General features: G+C 63.8%; 14 protein-coding genes. 2 read left to right on the forward strand and 12 right to left on the reverse strand.

Going from position 1 to position 15,653, the window contains the following annotated elements; translation table 11 throughout:
- Nucleotides 1-9 precede the first annotated feature (9 nt).
- From L0U82_RS14150 to L0U82_RS14160, 3 genes are all read right to left on the reverse strand, one after another.
- Nucleotides 10-186, reverse strand: coding sequence for a hypothetical protein (locus L0U82_RS14150; protein WP_233831784.1), 177 nt, complete (start codon nucleotides 184-186; stop codon nucleotides 10-12).
- Nucleotides 183-392, reverse strand: a complete 210-nt coding sequence (locus tag L0U82_RS14155) for a helix-turn-helix transcriptional regulator (RefSeq protein ID WP_233831785.1) — start codon at nucleotides 390-392, stop codon at nucleotides 183-185. Before L0U82_RS14155 ends, L0U82_RS14150 begins: the two co-directional genes overlap by 4 nt.
- Before the next feature lie 146 nt (nucleotides 393-538).
- On the reverse strand, nucleotides 539-1,156 hold the full coding sequence (locus tag L0U82_RS14160; RefSeq protein WP_233831786.1) for a hypothetical protein: 618 nt from the start codon (nucleotides 1,154-1,156) through the stop codon (nucleotides 539-541).
- 1,037 nt (nucleotides 1,157-2,193) lie between these two features.
- Between L0U82_RS14160 and L0U82_RS14165 the strand changes: the two genes are divergently transcribed.
- Nucleotides 2,194-3,120, forward strand: a complete 927-nt coding sequence (locus L0U82_RS14165; protein ID WP_233831788.1) for a hypothetical protein — start codon at nucleotides 2,194-2,196, stop codon at nucleotides 3,118-3,120.
- Between the two features lie 93 nt (nucleotides 3,121-3,213).
- On the opposite strand, the gene L0U82_RS14170 is transcribed toward L0U82_RS14165, so the two are convergent.
- The gene (locus tag L0U82_RS14170) at nucleotides 3,214-4,599 is read right to left on the reverse strand and encodes an amino acid permease (protein WP_233831790.1); all 1,386 of its coding nucleotides are present in this window, start codon (nucleotides 4,597-4,599) and stop codon (nucleotides 3,214-3,216) included.
- A gap of 208 nt (nucleotides 4,600-4,807) precedes the next feature.
- Here L0U82_RS14170 and L0U82_RS14175 point away from each other — a divergent pair, with 208 nt between their 5' ends.
- The gene (locus L0U82_RS14175) at nucleotides 4,808-5,653 is read left to right on the forward strand and encodes an alpha/beta fold hydrolase (RefSeq protein ID WP_233831792.1); all 846 of its coding nucleotides are present in this window, start codon (nucleotides 4,808-4,810) and stop codon (nucleotides 5,651-5,653) included.
- Between the two features lie 168 nt (nucleotides 5,654-5,821).
- Here L0U82_RS14175 and L0U82_RS14180 read toward each other — a convergent pair whose 3' ends face one another.
- From L0U82_RS14180 to L0U82_RS14215, 8 genes are all read right to left on the reverse strand, one after another.
- Entirely contained in the window at nucleotides 5,822-6,655 is an 834-nt protein-coding gene (locus tag L0U82_RS14180) for a M55 family metallopeptidase (RefSeq protein WP_233831794.1), read from the reverse strand.
- A gap of 10 nt (nucleotides 6,656-6,665) precedes the next feature.
- A complete protein-coding gene (locus tag L0U82_RS14185; protein WP_233831796.1) occupies nucleotides 6,666-7,772 on the reverse strand; it encodes a DmpA family aminopeptidase in 1,107 nt (368 codons plus the stop codon).
- Complete coding sequence (gsiD, locus tag L0U82_RS14190) at nucleotides 7,769-8,674, reverse strand: glutathione ABC transporter permease GsiD (RefSeq protein ID WP_233831798.1); 906 nt, start codon at nucleotides 8,672-8,674, stop codon at nucleotides 7,769-7,771. Before gsiD ends, L0U82_RS14185 begins: the two co-directional genes overlap by 4 nt.
- Before the next feature lie 7 nt (nucleotides 8,675-8,681).
- Nucleotides 8,682-9,602, reverse strand: coding sequence for a glutathione ABC transporter permease GsiC (gene gsiC, locus L0U82_RS14195; RefSeq protein ID WP_233831799.1), 921 nt, complete (start codon nucleotides 9,600-9,602; stop codon nucleotides 8,682-8,684).
- 125 nt (nucleotides 9,603-9,727) lie between these two features.
- Entirely contained in the window at nucleotides 9,728-11,290 is a 1,563-nt protein-coding gene (gene gsiB / locus L0U82_RS14200; RefSeq protein ID WP_233831800.1) for a glutathione ABC transporter substrate-binding protein GsiB, read from the reverse strand.
- 103 nt (nucleotides 11,291-11,393) lie between these two features.
- Nucleotides 11,394-13,316, reverse strand: coding sequence for a dipeptide ABC transporter ATP-binding protein (locus L0U82_RS14205; RefSeq protein ID WP_233831801.1), 1,923 nt, complete (start codon nucleotides 13,314-13,316; stop codon nucleotides 11,394-11,396).
- Between the two features lie 57 nt (nucleotides 13,317-13,373).
- The gene (locus L0U82_RS14210) at nucleotides 13,374-14,369 is read right to left on the reverse strand and encodes an isoaspartyl peptidase/L-asparaginase family protein (RefSeq protein WP_233831802.1); all 996 of its coding nucleotides are present in this window, start codon (nucleotides 14,367-14,369) and stop codon (nucleotides 13,374-13,376) included.
- Nucleotides 14,366-15,538: a MurR/RpiR family transcriptional regulator gene (locus tag L0U82_RS14215; RefSeq protein ID WP_326489726.1), complete on the reverse strand. Its 1,173-nt coding sequence runs from the start codon at nucleotides 15,536-15,538 to the stop codon at nucleotides 14,366-14,368. The genes L0U82_RS14210 and L0U82_RS14215 overlap by 4 nt, the downstream gene beginning before the upstream one ends.
- Nucleotides 15,539-15,653 lie beyond the last annotated feature (115 nt).

Raw genomic sequence — 15,653 nt, forward strand, 5'->3', positions numbered from 1 at the left:
TAATAACGTTCAGCATGTTCCGGCCCCGGTCCGCGCGGCATCGAGCAGCACCAGCAACACGTCGTTCAGTTCGTCACGCTGCACCAGCATCGCCGGTTTGCGTTCGGGGCCGGGATTGGCTGACGTGCGCAACCAGACGAACGCCGGATCGTCCGCGGGCTCGATGTGGGCGTAGAGGGCGGTCATACCACCGCCCGGTAACCGGCGGGGTTTGCGAGAAACGCTTCGATGTCGGCGGCGCGCCAGCCTACCGAGCGGGGGCCGAGCTGGATAGCAGCCGGAAACGTCTTGTTCTTGATGCGTTGGTAGATGGTGGAGCGCGAGAGCCCCGTTGCGGATTCCACCTGTTTGCGGCGCAGGATGGCAAGTGCGGTTTTGATTGGCTCGGCCATGTTTTCTCACTGGAGGATAGTGAGTGTCCCCGGCCCTTCCGGGAACACATGGCTTCTTATTATTTACATCAAGTCGGAAGTTGCTACCCGCATACGCTGGCAGTTCGGCGAGCGCAGACATTCCGTTCTGCGCAGAAGGGGATCTGTCAAGACGTTGACTTCTTTGCAGCCGAAATTATCTCGGCGAGTTTTTTGTGCGACAGGGGAACAACCTTGGTGAGCTCTGTTGCGGCTTTCTGCGCTGATAGCGTCGGGTCGATATTCGCCCTCCAGTGCGCTACCGCATCCTTGATTAGTTCGCGGCTTTCGGCATGTCGCAGCTTCGCCATTTCAGCGGCCGGATTCCTGTTGGTACCACACGCAGCAATCGCAAAGGCGTATCGCTCGCAAGCCACTCTAAACAAAACCATAGCCTCGTCGTCGCTACGGCAGTCAGATATGAGCTTCAAACAGCAATGAATTCCCGTGGCGAGATCTCGCTCTATCCTAGTTGCATTTACCCATGCACGAACGAAGGGTGACGTCTCAGCTAGCAGATGCGACGGCTGCGCCAGCGCCTTGTACGCTCCCTCGATCTCATGGAGGACAGGAACGTCGGCTTCGTCTAAAAATCCGTCATCGTAATAGTGTCGGGATACGATCTCCAACCAACCGAATTTTCCAATGCTGAAAAGGCGATCAAGATCGACTCCTTCTGCCAAATCGAGAAGGTCACAAAGCAAGTCGTCAGCGCGACTCGCGAATCGTTTTTCGAACTCGTCCATGCGCCCTCACGCAAAGCCCTCGAGCAGAAGGCCGCGCCGGCCGGGTGAGGGAACCCGGCTATCGATCCGTCGATCGGGCGCGACCGCGGATCATTTTACGGTGGTTTTGTACAGATCGAAGGGATGCGATAGCCCTGAACAAGTACGGGTAGCAGCCCACGCACGGGGGTATTTCTGGGGGTATGTTTTCAACGAAAAACAGGCGAACCACCACCAGTATTGAGATAGCAAGGATTATTTCATTCCGGCCCTGGCACCAAGTTTTCTCTAGCAAAGCCTCGCACGAAAGAATCTTTGTTAGCTTGTCAGCACATTCCCGCCGCAGTCAGTCGTCGCATTCCCCGCTAATGCCTCAAGCCGCGCTCGTTGCGAAACGCGCCGACAAGCGCTCGCGGTTACGGCAGTCCATCGTCGCGTCCCACAACGGCTTGCTCAGCCTCTCCTCTTTTTGTTGAACGCGCGCACATCGGCATCCTTGCGCATCGGTCAATCAACGAAGACGATAGCTTTCATTTCCTCAACGCAGTGCCGGTTCATTGAAAATGCGCAGCCTTTCGCGCGCAACAATTTCTGCCACGGTCTTTTGAAATCGGCGTCGACAGTTGCCAGATGAAGCTGACGGGCTACGCGCTTTAACAATCCCCGTGGCCGCAATGAGGCTACAAATCAGCTTCAAACCAACTCCCTCACCTCGCCGTAACCTCGCCCCAAGGCAATCCCGGCTGACATCGCACACCCACGGCAACACGAGCAAACCACCGACGCAACGTCACTAGACGCCCCAAAGGCACTTTGCTATCGTCGCTGCCATGAATACGACCAACCCTCGCGCACGGGCCGCATTAGTCTTTCTGCTCGCTTTTTTCGTTATCTGGTGCCGTGCCGCTATCAGACTTGAACATGGATTCCTGTGGGCCGAAGACGCTCCGATCTTTATTCAACAGGCGCATCAGTTGGGCATTCGCGCCATCATCGCAAACTACGCGGGTTATCTGCATTTAATACCCCGGCTGATTGCCGAGACACAACGCGCCGTCTTGCCATTCGGCGCAACGCCCTACTTTTTCGTGTGGTGCTGCGCGGCCCTGATGTCGGCCGCATGTGCGTACGTTGCCTTCGCTCTGCGCCAGGTCGCGCCGCTCACAGCCATCTTCATGGGTCTTGCACCGGTCCTCGCACCTCAGAACGGCGAAGTGCTGCTGTCGATTACCAATCTGCAATGGGTGCTGCTGCCGGCGCTGTTCGTGCTGTTGTGGGAAGCGGTATTTGAAGGCGAGAATCGTCGCTCGCTGCCGCGCGCGATTGCAGTTGGATTGCTGGCGCTGACCGGACCGTTCGGCGTTCTGCTCGTGCCGGCCGTCGCAATAGCCATCGCGCTGCGTCGATTGCGATCAAGAGCCGCGCAAATAAACTGGCCGGTCGTGGCAACGTATTTCATTGCCGTTGCCGTGCAGACGATCGTCATGCTACGCCATCCGCAGACGCCCAAAGGTGTACACGATCTCCCCTGGCTCAACTGGATGATTCGCGCGATGTTCGCGGACTTCCTGCCGACAGCGATCACCACGACCACGGCCGGCTATCTGTTCGCGGCGCTGGTGATTGTCGTATGTGTTCTATCGCGCGCGCGGCTCGTGTTTCTGAGCCTGTTCTGCTTCAGCGTGCTGCTGTGGGGTCTCGGTGTCACGCGAACGGCACCGGTGATGCCGATCATCTGGTACGGCTATGGCGCGCGTTATCTGTACCCGTGGGGCATTTTCATGCTGTGGGCGCTGACGCTGTCGATTTCCTACGCGAGGAACGCGCTGGTCAGGCCACTGGCGGGCATTCTGATTGTCCTGATTCTGCTCGCATCCGGTGAACGATTCGCGGCGGACATTCAGCAGCCGTGGTCAATTCAATCGAGCGCTACGTCCTATCACCTGACCGTTCCGCCCGGCTGGTCGATCGACGTTCCGCGTTAAATCGCATCGTCCGCCAGCAAACGAATTCACGTCTCTGCTCGAACCCGTCGGTGCGCATCGCCCGACGGGTTCGTCATTTGTGGTCGCGACGCTTTAACGCCCCGCCATCTCCACGCCACGCCGCGCGCTTTCACGCCGCCGCTTGATCACATACCCGGCCCACATCAGCACGAGCCACACGGGCACCAGCCATACCGACACCGACAACCCCGGTGTCATCGCGAGAATCACGAGGATCAGCGCCATGAACGCAAGGCAGATCCAGTTGCTGAGCGGGAACCAGAACGAGCGGAACACCAGCGTTTCGCCGGCGGCCACCATCGCCTTGCGCGACTTCAGATGCGTGAGGCTGATCAACGCCCAGTTCAGCACCAGCGCGGCGACCACGAGCGACATCAACAGGCCGAGCGCCTCTGCCGGAATCACGTAGTTGATGATCACGCACGCGAACGTCGCGAGCGCGGACAGACCGATCGCCATATACGGCACGCCGCGCCGGTCGACCTTCAGCAGCGCGCGCGGCGCATTGCCCTGCTCCGCGAGACCGTACAGCATGCGGCTATTCGCATACACGCCGCTGTTGTATACCGACAGCGCCGCGGTCAGCACCACCACGTTCAGCACGTTCGCGGTCAGCGTCGAGCCGATCTGCGAAAAGATCATCACGAACGGACTGCCGCCAGCGGCCACCTCGTTCCACGGATACAGCGACAGCAACACCGCGAGTGAGCAGATATAGAAAATCAGGATTCGCAGGATCACCTGATTCACCGCTTTCGGAATGCTCTTTTGCGGCTCGGCGGCTTCAGCGGCCGTAATGCCGATCAGCTCGAGCCCGCCGAACGAGAACATGATCACCGCGAGCATCATGAAGAGCCCATGAAAGCCGTGCGGGAAAAAGCCGCCGTGACTCCACAGGTTCGCGATCGATGCCTGCGGGCCGCCGTGCCCGCTAATCAGCAGATAGCCGCCGAACAGAATCATGCCGATCACCGCCACCACCTTGATGATCGCGAACCAGAACTCGGTTTCGCCGTAAGCCTTCACGTTGGTGAGATTGATCGCGTTGATGAGCGCGAAGCACGCCAGCGCCGATATCCATGTCGGCACCCCCGGCCACCAGTAATGCACATAGGTGCCGACCGCGGTCAGCTCGGCCATGCTCACGAGCACGTACAGCACCCAGTAATTCCAGCCCGATAGGAAACCCGCAAAGTCGCCCCAGTATTTGTACGCGAAGTGGCTGAACGAGCCGGCGACCGGTTCCTGAGCGACCATTTCACCGAGTTGCCGCATGATCATGAAGGCGACCACGCCGCCGATCGCGTAACCGAGGATCATCGACGGGCCGGCCGCCTGCAACACGCTCGCGGAGCCGAGAAAGAGACCGGTGCCGATCGCGCCGCCCAGCGCGATCAGCTGGATATGGCGATTCTTGAGCCCGCGCTTCAGGCCTTCTTGCTGCTGTGTACTATTCATTGCGCCCTGCTGGATGAAATCGACCGCCGGTCCGCACACTTAGGAGGCCCGGCAAAACCGATAATTTTACCCGGGCCGATATTCGTCAGACATTCGGAGCGACCCGCTTTGGTTCTGCTCCGCACTTAAGCGCGCGGATTGTGATTGTCAGGGGAATAGCGCTTCGGTATGTTGCCGTAGTCGAACCGTCAGCCCGCGGAGGCTCAACATGCTGCGTAAACGTCTGCTTTGCGGCGCCGTTTTGTGCCTCTGTTTCGCGGGCGCGACGGCACTCGCACAAACCGGCTCCGGTGCCGCGCCGTCCGCCCAGCCGGCGATGAATGAATCGGCGAGCCCACCCGCCGCGCCACTATCGGGCCCCGTGCGCAATATCGTGCTGGTGCATGGCGCGTTCGTCGACGGGTCGAGCTGGAATGGCGTGGTCGCGAAACTGCAGCAGAAGGGTTATCACGTGAGCTCGGTGCAGAACCCGCTCACGTCGCTCGCCGACGATGTCGCCGCGACCCGTCGCGTGCTCGCGCGCGAGAGCGGACCGGTGCTGCTGGTCGGGCATTCGTGGGGTGGCGTGGTCATTACCGAAGTGGCGGCGGATGCGCCGAACGTCGCCGGGCTCGTGTACGTTGCCGCGCTCGCGCCCGATCTGCATCAATCGGCGGTCGACGTGATGAAGCAGGGGGAGTCGATGCCGTCTGCCCAAAGCGTCATCGCGGACGCAAACGGCTTTCTGTGGCTCGACCGCGCGCGCTACCACGCGGACCTCGCGGCCGATGTGCCCGAAAACGTCACGCGCGTGCTGGCCGCCGCGCAGGTGCCGATCGCGGCGAAGGCGTTCAACGAACCGGTCGATCAGGTGGGCTGGAAAGACAAACCGTCGTGGTACGTGCTGACCACGAAAGATCGCGCGGTATCGCCCGCGCTGCAGAAAGCGATCGCCGACAGGATCGGCGCGAAGGTCGTGCCGGTTGCGTCGAGCCATCTCGCGCCGGTGTCGCATGCGGGCGCGGTCGCCGATGCGATCGACCGCGCGGCGCGTGAGTTGAGCCGGCAGCAGTAGCGGAGATACGTTGGCGGGTGCGGTTGTCGGCTGCGACTGCTAGTCAGCAGCCGCAGTGGCCAATCACAGTTGCCAGCCACAGTTACCAACCGGCAGTCGCCGACCGCAATTGCCAACATCAACCGCCGCACAGTCAGCCCACGAAGCAAGGCAAGCGCCTCCCGCCACTCACCGCAACATAAACGACATCGCCGACAAACAGTTCAGCATCCGCACCGCATGCTCGGCCGACGCCGCGCTAAAACGCAGCGTCACGCCATCCACGCGTGTCAGCGTCGGCCATTGGCAAAACAGATCGGCGAGCCCGCTCGTCTGCACCCGCAACTCACACTCGACCGCTTGCGCCCGCGCGCGCGTCGCCGTAGCCGAATGGCCCGCGTCGAGATGCTCGCGCACGACGTCGCGCGCGGCCTCGTGAAGCGCCACGCGCACATTCGCGAGCGATTGCGTGACGCCACTCGCATGCCCGCCCGCATCCTTCGTGACGACGAAGCGTGCACCCGGAAAACGCGGCGCGGTTTCTTCGGCGAACACGTCATCGCCGGATAAAAGCGCGACACGTGCGCCGTATTCTTCAGCGAGCGCGCCGTACAACCCCGCCTCACCGAGTTCGACGCCATTGAACGCCACGCGCGCGAACGCGAAGCTGTTGATCGTATGCGCGAGGATGCCGTGCGTTTGCGCCTTCGCGTGATAGCCGATCATGAAGACGAGCGCCGCGCCGTATTCGAGCCCGGCCATCATGCCGAGCGTGCGCGGTTTGCCGAGCACGACCCGCGCGCGCGGATCGAGCAGATCGGGCAGCAGGTTGCGAAAGCCGCCATGCGAATCGTTGACCCACACATTGGTCGCGCCGCCCGCGAACGCGCCTTCGATCGCCGCGTTGGCTTCGAGCGTCATCCAGCGGCGCGCGGCTTCGTATTCGCCGTTGCCCGCACGGGTCTGCTCGGGATGGAAGACGCCGGCCACGCCTTCGATGTCGGTGGAAACGAGGACTTTCATCGCGTATCGATCAGCAGGTAGAAGTAGCAGTAAGCAGTTGGGCAAGATCCGGCACGCTGTCGCGCAACGACAGGCGCGTGTGACCGTCGCGGCCGGTGACGGACTCGGCGCTCCACAACGCATCGACGATCGCCTGTTCGACGCTGTCCGCGCACGCGCGAAACAGCGGGTCCATGCAGTGATCGGCGACGAGCGGCGGCAGCGTCACGTGATCGACGCCGTGCGGCACCGTGTAGGCAGTCGAGAACGCCAGCGCGATATCGCCGCTGCCGTGACCGTACACGGAGCCGGTACGCGCGAGACCGGCGGCCGCGCGCAGCGACAGCCGCTTCAGTTGGCGCGCGTCGAGCGGCGCATCGGTCGCGACGATCATGATGATCGAGCCTTGCTCGGGCTTCGCGGCCGTGGCGTTCGTAGTGCTCGCAGCGGCCCTGGCGGCCACCGCGCGTTCGGCGAGCACACGCCCAAGCGGCGTACCGTCGATCGTCAGCATCGGCAGACGGCCGAAGTTCGCAAGCACCAGCGCGCCCACGGTGTAATCGCGCCCCGCCGCGCCGACCACACGCGACGCACTGCCGATCCCACCCTTCAGATCGAAGCACGACATCCCCCGCCCGGCACCGACCGCGCCGCTCGCGACATCACTGCTCGCGGCATCGAATGCCTGATCGAAATGTTGCGCGCCGACGGCCATCGCCTGGATATCGTTCAGATACCCGTCGTTGCATTCGAACACGAGCGGATTGACCGTCGACCATTCGCGTCCGATGCGCGGATTCGCGCGGATCGCCGCGCCGATCTGCGCCTGCGCGACGGCGCCGACACCGAACGTGTTGGTCAGCGCAATCGGCGTCTCCAGCGTGCCGAGTTCGTCGACCTGCACGAGCCCGATGCTCTTGCCGAAGCCGTTGATCACCGACGCCGCCGCGGGCACCTTGTCGACGAACGGGTCGCCCCGATGCGGACGAATCACGGTCACGCCGGTTTGCAACGCACCGTCGGCGAGCATGCAATGGCCGACGCTGACACCCGCCACGTCCGCAATAGTCCCCAACGCACCGGCCGGCAACAGCCCAATATGCGGCGCACGCAACGAAGCAGAATCAAACATGCTCATGGACGATCCAGCTTCGGATCGAGCGCGTCGCGCAGACCATCGCCGAGCAGGTTAAACGCGAGCACCGTCAGAAAGATCGCGAGACTCGGAAACAGCGCGATATGCGGCGCCGTCACCATATCGGCGCGCGCTTCGTTGAGCATCGCGCCCCACTCCGGGGTCGGCGGCTGTGCGCCGAGTCCGAGAAACGACAGGCTCGCCGCGGTGATGATCGACGTGCCGATGCGCATCGTCAGATACACGACGACCGACGAAATCGTGCCCGGCAGAATGTGCCGCATGATGATCGTCCAGTCCGACGCGCCGATGCTGCGCGCCGCCTCGATATAGGTGAGCTGCTTGAGCATCAGCGTATTGCCGCGCACCAGCCGCGCGAACGCCGGAATGCTGAAGATCGCGACCGCGCAGATCACGTTGATCATGCCGTTGCCGAGAATCGCGACCACGCCGATCGCGAGCAGAATGCCGGGGAACGCGAACAGCACGTCGGCGATGCGCATCGTGATGCGATCCCACCAGCCTTCGTAATAGCCGGCCAAGAGACCAAAGAACGTGCCGATCACCGCGCCGATCGCAACCGACAGAAAGCCGGCTTCGAGCGAGATGCGCGAACCGACCAGAATGCGGCTGAAAATATCGCGGCCCAGCGAATCGACACCGAACCAGTGCGCGGCCGACGGCCCCGCGTTCAGCGCGTCGTAGTCGAAGAAGTTCTCCGGGTCGTACGGCACGATATGCGGCGCGATGATCGCGACCACGATCAGCAGCAGCACGAACACGCCGGCTGCCATCGCGACGTGCTGCTTGCGGAATTTGCGCCAGAACTCGCTCCACGGGGTGCGGATCGCGCGTTCGGCGGGCGCGGCATTGGCCGCATTCGGCTCGGTGGCAGTGGTGCTCATGCGGGCCTCACTTGAAACGGATAGTCGGGTTGATCACGGCGTACAGCACGTCGACGATCAGATTGATGATGATGAATTCGAGCGAGAACAACAGCACCTCGGCCTGAATGATCGGGTAGTCGCGCATCGACACCGCATCGACGAGCAGGCGCCCGAGACCCGGCCAGTTGAACACCACCTCGACGACGATCGAGCCGCCCAGCAGAAAGCCGAACTGCAGGCCCATCATCGTGACGACTGGAATCAACGCATTGCGCAGGCAATGCTTGATGATCACGAGCCGCTCGGGCACGCCCTTCGCGCGCGCGGTGCGCACGAAGTCCTCGTGCATCACTTCGACGAACGACGCGCGCGTGAAACGCGCCATCACCGCCGCGACCGCCGCGCCAAGCGTCAGCGACGGCAGCACATAGCTGCGCCACGAGCCATCGCCGACGATCGGCAGCCAGCCGAGCTGCACCGAGAAGATTTCCATCAGCAGCATGCCGAGCGCGAAGGCCGGAAACGAAATGCCCGATACCGCGAGCGTCATCCCCAACCGGTCGGGCCAGCGGTTGCGCCACACCGCCGACACGATGCCGAGCGCCATGCCGAACACGACCGCCCACACCATGCTCGCGATCGTCAGCCACAGCGTCGGCATGAAGCGCTCGGCGATTTCCTCGCTGACCGGCCGCTTGCTGCGCGTCGAGGTGCCGAAGTCGCCATGCGCCATCCGCCAGAAGAAGCGGACGAACTGCTGCGGCAGCGGTTTGTCGAGACCGAGGTCGGAGCGCACCAGCGCGACGGTCGCCTCGTCCGCTTCCGGACCGGCGGCAAGCCGCGCCGGATCGCCCGGCAACAGATGCACGAACAGGAACACCAGCACGGCGACGATGAAGAGCGTCGGCAGCAGGCCCAACAGACGTTTGACGAGAAAGTTCAGCATGAAACCAGTCCGGCAAGGATGCGGGCAACGGAGAATCGGATGCGGCGGCAACGAAGCGATGTGGGCCACAACTGCCGGCTTCGCTCGTACGGCCCGCGCTTACGCGAGCCGCACGTTTCAGCTCATCACTTGATCGCGATCTCGTCGAAATTGAACGAGCCGTCCGGCGCGACATAAGCACCCGACAGACGCTTGCTGCGCGCGTACACGACCTTCTCCTTGACGAGGAAGATCCACGGCGCGTCGGCCCAGATACGCTTTTGCGCATCCGTGTAGAGCGCGGCCTTCTGCGTGCGGTCGGTGGTTTCGAGCGCCTGCTTCAGATCGCTGTCGACGGTGTCGTTCTTGTAGTACGACGTGTTGACCATCTTCGGCGGGAACGAATTGCCGGCCAGCAGCGGGCTGATCGCCCAGTCCGCTTCACCGGTCGACGACGACCAGCCCGCGTAGTACATCCGCACCGGCGCGGTCGCCGCGTCCTGCGCGCTTTCGACCTTGGCGACGCGCTGACCCGCTTCGAGCGCTTCGACGCTGGCCTTGATGCCGACCTGAGCGAGCTGCTGCTGCACGAACTGGATCACCTTCTGTGCGGTCGAGTAGTTATACGCGGACCACAGCGTGGTTTCGAAGCCGTTCGGATAGCCGGCTTCCTTCAGCAGTTCGCGCGCCTTCGCCGGATCGTACGGCCAGGGGCCGAGCTTCGCCGCGTAATCGACGCCCTGCGGCACCACACCTTCGGCCGGCGTCGCGTAGCCGGCGAACGCGACCTTCGTCAGTGCGTCCTTGTTGACCGCATAGTTCAGCGCCTCGCGCACCTTCGGGTTATCGAAGGGCTTCTGGTTCATGTTCAGGCTGATATAGCGCTCGATGATCGACGGCGCCGCGATCAGGTCGACCTTCGGGCTCGACTGCAATTGCGCGGCCTGCTCGAACGGCACCTGGAACGCGAAGTCCGCTTCGCCGGTGCGCATCAGCGCGGCACGCGTGTTGTTGTCGACCACCGGCTTCCAGTCGATCGAATCGATCTTCGGGTAGCCCTTCTTCCAGTAGCCGGCGAACTTCTTCACCGTCAGGTCGCCCGCCGGATCCCACTTGACGAGTTCGAACGGGCCGGTACCGACCGGATGGAACGCGATGTCCTTGCCGTACTTCTTCAGCGCGTCCGGCGAGATCATCACCGCCGACGGGTGTGCCAGCACGTTGATGAAGGCCGAGAACGGCGCCTTCAACGTGATGCGCACCGTGTACGGATCGACCACCTCGGTCTTGTCGATGCGGTTGAACATGTTGTAGCGCTTCAGCTTGTTGGCCGGATCGGTCACGCGGTCGAAGTTCGCCTTCACCGCCGCCGCATTGAAATCGGTGCCGTCCTGGAACTTCACTCCGTGGCGCAGCTTGATCGTGTACACGCGCGCGTCGGCGCTCGCCTCATAGCTGTCGGCGAGCACGTTGACGAGCTTCATGTCCTTGTCGAAGCCGAACAGCCCCTGGTAGAACGACTTCGAAACCGCTTGCGACAGCGTGTCGTTCGCGTCGTACGGGTCGAGCGTCGTGAAGGTCGATGCGACGGCCATCACAGCCGTGGTCTCGGCATGCGCCAGATTGCCCGCGAGCATCGCGAACACCACCGCGCCGCCGCTGACCAGCGCGCGCAAACGAAACGGAGAAGACGGGACCAGCAGGTTCATGAGGTTGCTCCAGGCTGCGAGATGAAACGGGTTAAGGATGTGACAGCGTCGTTGTGATTGGCTTTGCTTCGGTGCGGCTACTTTGGTCTCTGCTCTGTGCGGCTCAATACGCGCCACCCACGCGATGCCGCGCGACGAAATGGTCCGGCCCGACCGCGACGAGCGGCGCGACCGCCGGCTCGTCGTCGAGCGCGCGGATCGGGCTTGGAATCTCATCGGCGGCGAGCATGCGCTTCGCGTGCCGGCGCGCGGGATCGGCGACCGGCACCGCGCTCATCAGCTTCTTCGTGTACGGATGCTGCGGCGCCTCGAACACCGCGCGGCGCGGCCCGATTTCGACGATCTGGCCGAGATACATCACCGCGACGCGATGACTGATGCGCTCGACCACCGCCATGTCGTGCGAAATGAACAGATACGCGACGCCGAGTTCGCGCTGCAAATCGAGCATCAGATTGACGATCTGCGCCTGCACCGACACATCGAGCGCGGACACCGATTCGTCAGCGATCACCACCTTCGGATTCAACGCGAGCGCGCGCGCAATCGCGATACGCTGACGCTGGCCGCCGGAAAATTCATGCGGATAGCGGCGCGCGGCATCGGCCGGCAAGCCGACTTTTTCGAGCAGCCATGCGACGCGCGCCTGCGCCTCGGCGCCTTGCGCGACACCATGCACGAGCAACGGCTCCATGATCGAAAAACCCACGGTCAAGCGCGGATTCAGCGATGCGAACGGGTCCTGAAAAATAAACTGGATGTCGCGTCGCAGCGCCTGCAATGCGGGGCCGGTCAGCGAGCTGATGTCCTTGCCGCCGAACTCGATCGAGCCGCTCTGGCTTTCCACAAGGCGCAGCAGCGAGCGGCCGGTGGTCGACTTGCCGCAGCCGGATTCGCCGACCAGCGCCAGCGTTTCGCCGGGCCGCAAATCGAAGCTGACTTTCTCGACCGCATGCACGCGACCTGTCATGCGGCCGAACAGTCCGCTTCGCACCGGAAAGCGCGTGACCAGATCGCGCACGCGCAGAATCGGCGGCGTGTCGTCGCGCACCAGCGGCTGCGTTTCTGCGGCGACCGCGGCAGCCGGTTGCACCGCGGCATCGGCCCCGTTCGCGCCGGCCTGCTCGACGCTCAGAATCGGAAAGCGCGCCGGCTGATCGGTGCCCTGCATCGAACCGAGACGCGGCACCGCGGCGAGCAGCGCCTTCGTATAAGGATGCGACGGCGCGGCGAACAGCGCATCCGCGGCGCCCTCCTCCACTTTCTCGCCGCGATACATCACGAGCACGCGGTCGGCCACTTCGGCGACCACGCCCATGTCGTGCGTGATGAAGATCACGCCCATGTTCATCTCATCCTGCAAGCCGCGGATCAGTTGCAGGATCTGCGCCTGGATCGTCACGTCGAGCGCGGTGGTCGGCTCGTCGGCAATCAGCAGCGCGGGTTTGCACGACAGCGCCATCGCGATCATCACGCGCTGACGCATGCCGCCCGACAGTTGATGCGGAAAGCGCGCGGCCACCCGTTTCGCCTCGGGAATCCGCACGAGTTCGAGCAGGCGCACGGTTTCAGCGCGCGCGGCATCGTGGCTCTTGCCCTGATGCAATGCGATCGCCTCGCTGATCTGATCACCGACCGTGAAGACCGGATTCAGCGACGTCATCGGCTCCTGGAAGATCATCGCGATGTCGGCGCCGCGAATCGTGCGCGTCGTGCCGGACGACGCTTTCGCCAGATCGAGCACGCTGCCGTCGCGGCGCCGGAACGCGATGGCGCCGCCTGCTACGCGTCCGCCGCCGTGCTCGATCAGCCGCATCAACGCGAGCGACGTGACCGATTTGCCCGAGCCCGATTCGCCGACGATCGCCAGCGTCTCGCCGCGCTCGACCGTGAACGACAGGTTGCGCACCGCGTTGAACGTCGAGCCGCTACGGCGGAACGCGACCGTCAGATCGTCGACCGCGAGCACGCGCTGCGGCGGCAAGGTTTCGATAAGCGGGCGGGCGGTGTGCGATGAAGTCGGCACGGTGATTCCTTTGAATTCGAACGCGGCTAACAGGGGTCAGGCAGGGCGTGCGCGCAATTAGCGATAGATCGCCGTCACCGGCGCAACGCCCAACCGCGCGAAGCCGCGGTACATACCCTCGGTATTGAACGGCAACGTCACGTTGCCGCGCACGTCGACGGCGATCAGGCCGCCGCGTCCGTCGATCTTCGGTAGGCGATTCATCACGACGTCGTGCGCGGCTTCTTCGAGCGAGATCTCGCGATAGGCCATCTGCGCGGCGACGTCATAGGCGGCGACCATCCGCATGAACATTTCGCCGGAGCCGGTGGTCGACACTGCGCAGGTCGCGTCGTCCGCGTAGCAGCCCGCGCCGATCAGCGGCGTGTCGCCGACGCGCCCAACCTGCTTGTTGGTGACGCCGCCCGTCGAGGTCGCCGCGGCCACGTGACCGTGCCGGTCGAGCGCGACCGCGCCGACGGTGCCGAACTTGCGGTTCGGATCGATCGGTTCGTGCGGCGTGGGCTCGCTGCTGCCCGACGTTGCGGCCGCGGCCGCGAGCGTCGCGCCGTCGTGATCGAGCATCGGGCGTTGCTGCTCGCGCGCGATCTGCCACTGGCGATAGCGCGCATCGGTGTCGAAGTAGCTGTTATCGACGAACTCGAGACCCTGCGCGGCCGCGAATGCCTCCGCGCCTTCGCCGGTGAAGAGCACATGGTCGCTGTGCTCCAGCACGCGGCGCGCGGCCAGAATCGGATTGCGCACGTGCGTCACGCAGCAGATCGCGCCGGCGTCGAGCGTACGGCCGTCCATGATCGCGGCGTCGAGCTCGTGCGTGCCGGCCGACGTATAGACCGCGCCGTGACCCGCGTTGAAGAGCGGGCAGTCTTCCAGCAGACGCACCGCTTCGCTGACCGCGTCGAGCGCGCTGCCGCCATCGGCGAGCACGCGCTGACCGGCGGCGAGCACCGCGTTGAGCGCCGCGTGATAGTCGGCTTCGGCGCTGGCCGACATCGATGCGCGCAGGATCGTGCCTGCCCCGCCGTGAATGGCAATGACTGCGTTGGAGTTCATCGTTTGGAGTGTGGAGTGCGGGTTGTTCGGGGATTGCGGGAATGTGCGGCGGCCGTCGCGGCCTCGGGTTCGGCGCGGCTGAGTTTCGCGCGTTGGGCCTCGGTGCGTTTGGGCTCGACGCGTTGAGCTTTCGCTTCGAGGCTTTTCGTTTCCGTCCGCTTTGTTTCCGTGCTTTTCGTTTCCGTGCTCTTCGCTTTGCTGCCCACGGCCTTGCCGTCCTTCGGCCGTGCGCTTTTGCCCGGCGATCGCGCCGGCTCATCCGCGCTACTGGCCACCCCGCTTTGCGGATCGAACAGCCACGGCAGCACGAATTCGCTGACGTCGGCGGCCGCCTTCACCGAGCGTTGCGCGCGATACGCGACCGCGTCGCACAGCGCTTCGATCACGGCCAGCACGGCCGAATCGGCATTCGATGCGAGCCGCCGGTCGGCGCGGACATACAACGCGAGGTCGGCGAATTGCGCGAGCGGCGAGCGTGGGCCGTCGGTCAGCGCGAGCACGCGCGCACCGCGGCCGGCCGCGCGGCGCGCGAGTTCGATCGTGTCTTCGACGTAACGGGGAAACGCGATGCCGATCAGCAGATCGCCGTCGTTCGAGCGCACCAGATGCCGCGCCGCATGCGACGGGCCGCCGCTGACCGCGAGCGAGCGCACGTAGTCGTGATACGGCAGCAAGCCGTGCTCCATCAGCCCCGCGAGAAACGCGCTCGCGCCGAAACCGACGATGAACACGCGGCGCGCGGCGATGATCGCGTCGACGGCGGCGTCGGCCGTTGCGCGGTCGATCGACGTGCGGGTCGCGTGCAGATTGTTGGCGGCCTGCTCGAGCGATGCATCGACCAGATCGTCGCCGGCCGCGAGCGATTCCTGCGCGCTGCGCAGCCGCTCGACCGGCGCGAGCGTCGCCTCGAAGCCGCGCACCAGCGCTTCACGAAACTGCGGGTAGCCGTCGAAGCCGAGCGCGCGCGCAAAGCGGTTCGCGCTCGCGACCGACGCGCCGACGGCGCTCGCCAGTTCGTCGATCCGCATCGTCGCCGCGCGAAACAGATTGGCGAGCACGTAGTCGCCCATGCGCCGGTGAATCGGTGTGAGCGTCGGCAGCGCCGCGACGATGCGCGCGGCAATCGCCTGCTCGGCGGGATTCGAAACAGCGGACGGGTGATGAATCATGCAGTCGGACAGGCGCGATCGCTCTATTCGGAATGGATGAAAGTATATTTACATAGAACTTCTCCGAGAAAAAATTCATTTTCATTTTCGAGGGTTTCTACCGATAAAACCCCGT

Origin of the sequence: Paraburkholderia sp. ZP32-5, from assembly GCF_021390495.1 — a bacterium.
In the GTDB taxonomy this organism is placed as follows: domain Bacteria; phylum Pseudomonadota; class Gammaproteobacteria; order Burkholderiales; family Burkholderiaceae; genus Paraburkholderia.